Annotated in this window: 1 protein-coding gene; it reads left to right on the forward strand. The window is 70.5% G+C overall.

All coding sequences use genetic code 11. The features are described 5' to 3' along the window. Window positions 1-211 precede the first annotated feature (211 nt). The gene (locus tag ABZX11_RS48160; protein ID WP_354925922.1) at window positions 212-1,393 is read left to right on the forward strand and encodes a low temperature requirement protein A; all 1,182 of its coding nucleotides are present in this window, start codon (window positions 212-214) and stop codon (window positions 1,391-1,393) included. The last annotated feature ends 335 nt before the right edge of the window (window positions 1,394-1,728 follow it).

Consider the following 1,728-nt stretch of genomic DNA (forward strand, 5'->3'; position numbering starts at 1 on the left):
CCGTCCTGGGGTTGGGGGGGTGGGGGGGGCCCCGCCGGCCACCGGCGTTGGGGGCCCCCTTGGGTGCCCGCGGCCGGGGGGGGGGGGGGGGCGGGCCCGGGTGAGGGGGAACCGGGCCCGCCCGTCTTCTTCACCCGTGTCGTGCCCGGCGCTCCCGAGCTGATCGTGCTGGGATGATCGCGTCCGTCCGAGGCCGACGCGAGGAGTCCCGATGACCGAGCAGCCGTCGCGGATCCGGGTCTGGTACCGGCCGATGCGCTCCCGCGACCGCGCTGAGCACCACCGCGTCGCCACCCCGCTGGAACTGCTCTTCGACCTCTGTTTCGTGGTCGCCGTCGGCCAGGCCGCGACCGCGCTGCACCACGCGCTCGCCGAAGGCCACGCGGTCCACGGCGTCACCTCGTTCGCGATGGTGTTCTTCGCGATCTGGTGGGGCTGGCTCAACTTCAGCTGGTTCGCCTCGGCGTTCGACACCGACGACGTCCCGTACCGGCTGGCCACGCTCGTGCAGATCGCCGGCGGGCTGACCATCGCGGCCGGGGTGTCGAGCGCGTTCGAGGGCGACTTCCGGGTGATCGTCGCCGGGTACGTCCTGATGCGGCTGGCGATGGTGGTCCAGTGGCTGCGCGCGGCGCGGTCGGAGCCGGGGTGCCGTCCGGCCGCGCTGCGGTACGCCGCCGGGATCGTCGTGGTCCAGGCGCTGTGGATCGCGCGGCTGTGGGTGCCGGGGACCGCCGGTGCCGTCGGGTTCGTGGTGCTCGTGCTGGTGGAGCTCGCCGTGCCGGTGTGGGCCGAGAGCAACGGCGGCACGACGTGGCACCCGCACCACATCGCCGAGCGGTACGGCCTGTTCACGCTGATCGTCCTCGGCGAGGTGATCCTCAGCGCGACGAACGCGATCAAGGAGGGCACCGCGGAGCCGGGCCACACCGGTGCGCTGATCTCGCTGGCCGCGGCCGGCCTGGTGCTCGTGTTCTCCATGTGGTGGCTGTACTTCGACCGGCCCGGCCACGCGCGGCTCGTCCGCCGTCCGACCATGTTCACGTCGATGAGCTGGGGCTACGGCCACTACTTCATCTTCGCCTCGGCGGCGGCCGTCGGTGCCGGCCTCGAGGTGGCGGTCGCCTACGACACGGGGACGCTGCACCTCGGCGGGCTGGCGGCCGCGCTGCCGACCACGGTCCCGGTCGCGGTGTTCCTGCTGAGCGTGTGGCTGCTGCACATCGGCCCGACGAACGAGTGCCGCCCGATCGCCATCGGTTTCCCGGTGACGGCGGTGCTCGTCCTGGCGGCGTCCTTCACGCCGGCGCCGATCCACATCGCCGCCGGGCTCGCGGCCGCTCTGGTCGTGCTGACGGTCGTCGCGACCCACGGGGAGCGCCAGCCGGCCTGAGCGGCCTATCGGTGCAGGTCAGGGGCCTGGCGCGAAAAAAGGGACCCCCCTGTGCAAGGGGGTTTCGGGGGCATGTAAAGTTCTCCAAGTCGCCAGGGAAACCGAGCGGCCGCCGGGAACACGAACCAAGCTCCCACGATCGTGGTAGAGTGGGTGGTCCCGAACCAGGGTGGTATCCCTGGAACAAAGCTTGAAACAAAAGCCGAAGACCAAGGCGCCTTCGCGGCGCGGCGGTCCGAAGTGTGTTGCTTGAGAACTCAACAGTGTGCTAGTGAACTAAGCCAGTAGAGCTTATATGAAACCCCTCGTCGGGGTTTCCTTTGAGAGCAATACAT

Origin of the sequence: Amycolatopsis sp. NPDC004169 (genome assembly GCF_040610315.1) — a bacterium.
Taxonomy (GTDB): Bacteria; Actinomycetota; Actinomycetes; order Mycobacteriales; family Pseudonocardiaceae; genus Amycolatopsis.